At 60.2% G+C, this 6,837-nt stretch carries 4 protein-coding genes, 1 tRNA gene and 1 pseudogene; 3 read left to right on the top strand and 3 right to left on the bottom strand.

Translation table 11 applies throughout. The features are described from left to right. Positions 1 to 132 precede the first annotated feature (132 nt). Positions 133 to 1,350: an MFS transporter gene (locus ACIOWA_RS26850; RefSeq protein WP_401162797.1), complete on the bottom strand. Its 1,218-nt coding sequence runs from the start codon at positions 1,348 to 1,350 to the stop codon at positions 133 to 135. A 331-nt stretch (positions 1,351 to 1,681) separates the two neighbouring features. Between ACIOWA_RS26850 and ACIOWA_RS26845 the strand changes: the two genes are divergently transcribed. Beyond that, the gene (locus ACIOWA_RS26845) at positions 1,682 to 3,739 is read left to right on the top strand and encodes a methyl-accepting chemotaxis protein (RefSeq protein WP_401162795.1); all 2,058 of its coding nucleotides are present in this window, start codon (positions 1,682 to 1,684) and stop codon (positions 3,737 to 3,739) included. Between the two features lie 115 nt (positions 3,740 to 3,854). Then, positions 3,855 to 3,931: transfer RNA gene (locus ACIOWA_RS26840), tRNA-Met, on the top strand. Between the two features lie 147 nt (positions 3,932 to 4,078). Here ACIOWA_RS26840 and ACIOWA_RS26835 read toward each other — a convergent pair. Further along, on the bottom strand, positions 4,079 to 4,423 hold the full coding sequence (locus tag ACIOWA_RS26835; RefSeq protein WP_401162793.1) for a cupin domain-containing protein: 345 nt from the start codon (positions 4,421 to 4,423) through the stop codon (positions 4,079 to 4,081). A 252-nt stretch (positions 4,424 to 4,675) separates the two neighbouring features. Here ACIOWA_RS26835 and ggt point away from each other — a divergent pair, with 252 nt between their 5' ends. Further along, complete coding sequence (ggt, locus tag ACIOWA_RS26830) at positions 4,676 to 6,508, top strand: gamma-glutamyltransferase (RefSeq protein ID WP_401162791.1); 1,833 nt, start codon at positions 4,676 to 4,678, stop codon at positions 6,506 to 6,508. A gap of 139 nt (positions 6,509 to 6,647) precedes the next feature. Here ggt and ACIOWA_RS26825 read toward each other — a convergent pair. After that, positions 6,648 to 6,837: pseudogene (locus ACIOWA_RS26825) on the bottom strand (hypothetical protein); the annotation flags it as partial.

Genomic DNA, 6,837 nt, shown 5'->3' with positions numbered 1-6,837 from the left:
GGAACGCCCGCACCTGTCCTTAAAATACAAAACGCCCGATGCAGTGCATCGGGCGTTGGGGTGAAACAGGTGTAAACCTATTTCAGGACTAGACATGAAGTTCACTGTTATTTCTTGTGCAATGGTGGTGAATCAGGCCTTTTTGGTACGCGGCAAAAAGATCGCCAACACCCCGAACAACGGTAGGAACGAGCACAGGAAATACACGTACTCAATCCCGTGAACATCCGCCAGATGCCCAAGCAACGCTGCACCAATCCCGCCAAAACCAAACATCAAACCGAAGAACACCCCGGCGATCATCCCGACATTACCCGGCACCAGTTCCTGTGCGTACACCACAATCGCCGAGAACGCCGAGGCGAGGATAAAGCCGATGACCACGCTGAGAATGCTGGTCCAGAACAGGTCGACGTGGGGCAGGATCAGCGTGAATGGCGCCACGCCGAGGATGGACAACCAGATCACCGCCTTACGGCCGATCTTGTCGCCAATCGGCCCGCCGAAGAACGTACCCGCTGCCACAGCGCCAAGGAACAGGAACAGATGAAGCTGCGAACTGGCCACCGACAGGTCGAACTTCTCGATCAGGTAGAACGTGAAGTAACTGGTGAAACTGGCCATGTAGAAATACTTGGAAAACACCAGCAACCCAAGAACTACCAGCGCACTGGTTACCCTGCCCTTCGACAGCCCGTGAGTCGCCGCCAGACCAGCCTTGAGCTTGAACAGGTTGAGGTGATGGGCGTACCAGCGACTGATGCGGTACAGCACGAACAGCGCAAACACCGCGAACAGACCAAACCACGCCACGTTGCCCTGACCGAACGGAATGATGATCGCCGCCGCCAGCAACGGGCCGAACGCCGACCCCGCGTTACCACCGACCTGGAACGTCGATTGCGCCAGACCAAAGCGTCCGCCCGACGCCAACCGCGCGATACGCGACGCTTCCGGGTGAAAGGTTGAAGAACCGATCCCGATCAGCGCCGCCGCCAGCAGAATCAACGGGAAGCTACCGACCACTGACATCATCACGATACCAATCAGCGTGCAAATGGAGCCGGCCGGCAACAGCCACGGTTTCGGATGACGATCCGTGTGATACCCGACCCACGGCTGCAACAGCGAGGCGGTCAATTGAAAGGTCAGCGTGATCAGGCCGACCTGGGTGAAGCTCAAGCCATAGTTGGCCTTTAACATCGGGTAGATCGACGGCAGCACCGACTGGATCAGGTCGTTGATCAAATGCGCCAGCGCCACCGCGCCGATGATGCGCATCACCAATGGACTGCTTTGAGCAGGAGCGGACGCCGAGGCAGCGGCGGGCTGAACGTTGCTGATAGCCATGAAAGTTTCCGTACAGCAGAGGGATGCACGCAGGCAGGTGCGTCAATGTGCCATTTTTCGGTGCAGCAAAGCCATCCCCTTAGGCAGCTAACTAACTGGTTACTCGTCACCTCAAACTGATAGCGCAACGCCATGGTCTGAATCTTGCCTTGCTTCTTCCCCTGAACGCGGCCCCTTACAAAGGGGATCGAGAATGGGAAGTTTCGCTACAGAGCCAGCCTACAGAGCCGGCGAGAGTGAACTTTCGAGGCCTTTTAGCAGGGCACAACATCAAGGTCGCACGACCGCGATGCACGCCAATGGTGCGTGGTGTCCAGAGGAGTCATGGGGCATGCAGGCTTTTTTATCACCGGGAATCAAATTGCTGGGGCGGTTTGGATTCGCGCGTAAATTTCAGCTGTTGTTTCTGCTGTTCATTCTGCCGCTGGCCGGCAGCCTGTTGATGATCGGCCAAGGTTATCGCGACAAACTCAATCTGATTGGCGTTGAGCGCGCCGGCGTCCAGCAGTTGCTCGCCCTGGATGCGCTCGACAATCTGCTGGCGGCACAACGCGACCGCGCTGCCCGCTGGCGTGCAACCGAAACCAACCGCCAGCCAACGCCGGCGACGCTCGCCGCGATGGCTGCCTTCGACGCTGTGCAGCCAGCGGTCACACAAGCCGTCAGCGACCTGGGCGATGCGTTGAAGAATCAAGGCGCCGAGGGCGAAACCCTTGCCCGCTATCAGGCCTTGCAAACCGCATTGGACGGTCTGGACTCGAAAAGCCTGAGCGGCGTCGGTTGGTGGCCGGACGGATACGACCGTTTCACCCATGCACTCAGCACCCTGCAAGCGTTGCGTGAGCAGATCGTCATGGAAAACCGCCTGACCCTCGCGCCGTGGCTGGAAACCTACTTGCTGACGCAAATCTCGACGCAAGACGCGCCGGATCTGATCGAACGGGTCGGCCGCCTCGCCGCTGTCGGTCAGGCTTCGGTGGTGTCCGGACAGTTCACCTTGCAGAGCCGCCTGCAACTGCGCGATCTGCGCAGCCGGATTGGCGACGCCCGTGAACAATTAGTGAAAAACGCCGACCTTCTCAAAGCGCGCCTGCCCGGCGATCAACAAACCTGGGGAACGCAGTATCAAGACAGCCTGCAACGCCTGGACGCCGGCCTGAAAGTGCTGGACGACGGCATGTTCGGCGGCAGCATCAACCTTAAGCCTGAGGACTTCGAGCGTAGCCTGGACGCCCTGCTCGGCGATCTCGCCTCACTGCGCCAGCAATCGCTGATGTCCCTGGATCAGCGACTGGACTACTACCATGGCTCGGCCATCCGCCAGTTCATCATCGTTGCGGCCATCTTCGGCTGCCTGCTACTGGCCGCGCTGTACCTGTTCATTTGCCTGCAAGCCTCGATCCGGCGCAGCGCCAGCGGCATCACTGTGCTGGCCGAAGCCCTGCGCGACGGCAATCTGAGCCTGCAAGTGCCGGTGGTGGGCCGTGATGAACTGGCGGCGATCAGCACCGCCCTCAACGTCGCCGTGCTGCAATTGCGCACCAGCATGCTCGGCGTCGATCACGAGACCTCGCAACTGAGCAACGCGGTGCGCAGCCTCAACGATCACTCCAGTGGCGCGCTGGGCGAAGTCGAAGCGCAGCAATTGCAGATCAGCCAGATCGCCGCTGCCGCCACACAACTGGCCGCCACCTCCCAAGGCGTGGCGCAGAGTTGCGAACAGGCTTCCGGCAGCGCCCAGCACACCCGGCGCATCGCCGCTGACAGCAGCCGCGACAGCCAGCGCACCACGGCGAGCATTCAACAGCTCAATCAACGCCTCAACGAAACCGCTGCGGCATTGGGCCGTGTCAGCGAACAAGGGCAGCAGATCCAACTGGTGGTCGACACCATTCGCGGTGTTGCCGAACAGACCAACCTGTTGGCACTCAACGCCGCGATTGAAGCGGCACGCGCCGGCGAACAGGGTCGCGGTTTTGCCGTGGTCGCCGACGAAGTGCGCAGCCTGTCGCAACGCACTCAATCGTCGACCGCGCAAATCGCCGGCACCGTCGACAGCCTGCGCGCCACGGTCAACGAAGCGGTGAGCCTGATGGAAGCCGCCTGCGGCCAGGCGCAATCGGATGCCGAAGCGGTCACTGGCCTCGGCGAACGACTGGGGGAAATTGCCAGCGCCGTGCAGAGTGTCACAGACACCCTCGCGCAGATCGCCACGGCAGTTGAAGAGCAAGCGAGCACCGCCGATGAGGTCAGCGGCAATATCCAGCAGGTCGATCAGGCCGCCGTGCGTTTGCTTGAAGGCGCGCGGGCAGTGAATCTCGCGGCGGACACTTTGAGTCAAGGCAGCCATGCCTTGAGCGCCAATACCGCAAGATTCCAACTGCGTTGACGCCCTGCCCGGCCCGGATTTTCCGGGCCGGAGGATAAGCGGTTGAAAATAAGAAGAAATATTTTAAATTTACGCTTGACGCTTTTCCATTTCAGGGGAATAATGCGCGCCACTTGGCTACATAGCTCAGTTGGTTAGAGCATAGCATTCATAATGCTGGGGTCCGGGGTTCAAGTCCCTGTGTAGCCACCAAGTACTAAAAACGGCTTACCGAAAGGTAGGCCGTTTTTTTATGCCTCGAGAAAAGTGCCGGCGCTGTGGCGAGCGCGTCTGGCACAGGGAGAGGCGCAGGAGTCATCAAAACACCTTGAGTTACGCACCTGGCCAAAGCGTTTGATATTAATCTTGCCTGACGATATCGACCGAGATCTCCACTGCCGCAACAGGGCCTCTGTTCTCAAGCCAGTGCGTAGTGTTTCTGTCCTCGGGCCACCCCACTCCGGGTCCATAGTCCGTGGCGACGCCATGCCGATGATCAGTGATCGTTCCTTGCAATATGTAAACAGTACCGGGTCGGTCTTTATGGCTATGAACCGGCCCGAAGACCCCTCCAGGCTCAATGGTCACCAACCGCATTCGAAGTTGACGCCCTGCCATGCCTTCAATCTCAGGGCCGAGGTCAACGGTTGCAAGTAATGTCACCGCCACACCTTTTGTCTCAGGTGCCATCTGTTCGTTGATCATCACGCGCACCTCTCTGGCTATACAGGAACGACTGGATATGAGCACCTTCGGTGCGATCACATGTCCCTATCAGCGTAGAAGTATCTGAGCCATATCGGGCGCTCGTTGTGCAGGATGCTCAGGCCTCACGCTTACCCTTGATCCGACAGAAAACTGGCCCAGGCATGGAGGAGAAACAGACCGACGGTTTGCGTCCTTCACGGTCGGTCGATAAAGTCCCACAGACTTTTACCCCACGGACGGAGAGCCCGCGTGTTTTCAGCCTTGCCCTTGAGCCGCTTTCGCCTGCCAGCCCTGACGCTGATCATCAGCGCCCTGACCCTCACCGCGTGCAACGCCCCGCCCGCCTCGACCCTGCCTTTGGCACCGGAAGCCGCCTCCGGTTACCGCACCGATCTGCAACCCCGTCACGCCAGCAAACACATGGCCGCCGCTGCGAATCCACTGGCCGCTGAGGCCGGGCGCGAGATGCTGCGTCAGGGCGGTTCGGCGATTGATGCGGCGATTGCGATGCAAGCGGTGCTGACGTTGGTTGAACCGCAATCCTCCGGGATTGGTGGCGGCGCGATGATCGTGTTGTGGGATGGCAAAAAAGTGCAGACCTATGACGGTCGCGAAACCGCTCCGGCCGGTGCCACCGAGAAGCTGTTCCTGCAAGCGGACGGTAAACCGATGCCGTTCCCACAGGCGCAGATTGGCGGCCGGTCGGTCGGCACACCGGGCGTGTTGCGCGCACTGGAGTTGGCACATAAACAGCACGGTCGCCTGCCGTGGGCGAAGCTGTTCGAGCCGGCGATCAAACTTGCCGAGCAGGGCTTCGCCATCTCTCCTCGCCTGCATTCACTTCTCGTGTCAGATCCGGTGATTCGCCAGTCGCCGGACATGGCCAAGTATTTCCTCAATGCCGATGGCAGCGTCAAAGCCATTGGCACACGCCTGCAAAACCCGGCACTGGCCGCGGTGCTCAAACGCATTGCCAGCGAAGGCGCCGATGCGCTGTACAAAGGCCCGATTGCCGAGGACATCGTCGCCAAGGTCCAGGGGCACGCCAACCCCGGCAGTCTGTCGCTGAATGATCTGCAGCGTTATCAGGCCAAGGAACGTGCGCCGTTGTGCACCGACTACAAACGCTGGCAGGTCTGCGGCATGCCGCCACCGTCGTCGGGCGGCATTGCCGTGGCGCAGATTCTCGGAACCTTGCAGGCCCTGGAAACCCGCGATCCGCGCTGGGCACTGGCACCACTCAAACCGCTGAAGACTGACAAACCGGCCGGCATCGAACCCGATCCACAAGCGGTGCACCTGATCGCCGAAGCTGAGCGACTGGCCTACGCCGACCGCGCGCAATACGTCGCCGACACTGACTACGTGCCGGTACCGGTCAAAGGTCTGGTTGACCCAGGCTATCTCGCCGGTCGCGCCAGCCTGATCGGCGAACGCAGCATGGGCAGCGCCAAACCGGGCACGCCGCCGGGCGTGCAGGTAGCCTACGCGCCGGACCGCTCGCCGCTGCGCATTTCCACCTCGCAAGTGGTGGCGGTGGATGACCTCGGCGGGGCCGTGTCGATGACCACCACCATCGAAGCGGCATTCGGCTCGCACCTGATGGTTCAGGGCTTTCTGCTGAACAATCAATTGACCGACTTCTCGTTCATCCCCGAAGAGAACGGGCAGAAAGTCGCCAACCGCGTCGAACCCGGCAAACGCCCACGTTCATCGATGGCACCCACGCTGATCTTCGATCGCAACAGCGGCGAATTCCTCGCCGGCGTCGGCTCACCGGGCGGCTCGCAGATCATCGAATACGTCGCCAAAACCACCGTCGGCCTGCTCGACTGGAACCTCGACCCGCAAAGCGCCATCAGCCTGCCCAACTTCGGCAGCCGCAACGGCCCGACCGAACTGGAACAAGGCCAGTTCAGCCCGGCGCTGATTCAGGCGTTGAAGGACAAAGGTCACGCGGTGAGTGAAATCGACATGACCAGCGGCACCCAAGCCATCGTGCGGGTCAAGGATGCGCAGGGGAAAGCGACGTTGGAAGGTGGCGCGGACCCACGGCGTGAGGGGGAAGCGTTGGGGGATTGAGGATTATGTAGTGAATGGAAAAGGCTTACCGCAAGGTAGGCCTTTTTTGTTGGGCAGTTTGAGAAATATTGAGAGTCGCCATTGGCGGCTGCCTATTTCGCGGGCACGGAGTTCGACTCCGTGCCATGAATCCACAAAGCTATTCAGCGAGTTTTTGGTGTGACTCCAAATCCACAAGCCGAGAAGTTGGACCATTGGCTTTCAGGCGCTCAGTGACCACTCTTGGCCACAGGTTTCGGCGTTTTTCAAGGTTGTTGTCGCGTCGCCGTCTAACTATGCCGCTCTTTTCTCGGTCTGCTGCTGCCGATCCGGGTTCAACATCACAGTGC

Origin of the sequence: Pseudomonas sp. NPDC087614, assembly GCF_044743485.1 — a bacterium.
GTDB lineage: Bacteria > Pseudomonadota > Gammaproteobacteria > Pseudomonadales > Pseudomonadaceae > Aquipseudomonas > Aquipseudomonas baetica_A.
This window is presented reverse-complemented; position numbering and strand designations above follow the sequence as displayed.

Bases quoted from the DNA above. Each gene is read 5' to 3' on its own strand.
- ACIOWA_RS26845 (WP_401162795.1), top strand. From the start codon at position 1,682: ATGCAGGCTTTTTTATCACCGGGAATCAAATTGCTGGGGCGGTTTGGA.
- ACIOWA_RS26835 (WP_401162793.1), bottom strand. From the start codon at position 4,423: ATGATCAACGAACAGATGGCACCTGAGACAAAAGGTGTGGCGGTGACA.
- ACIOWA_RS26850 (WP_401162797.1), bottom strand. From the start codon at position 1,350: ATGGCTATCAGCAACGTTCAGCCCGCCGCTGCCTCGGCGTCCGCTCCT.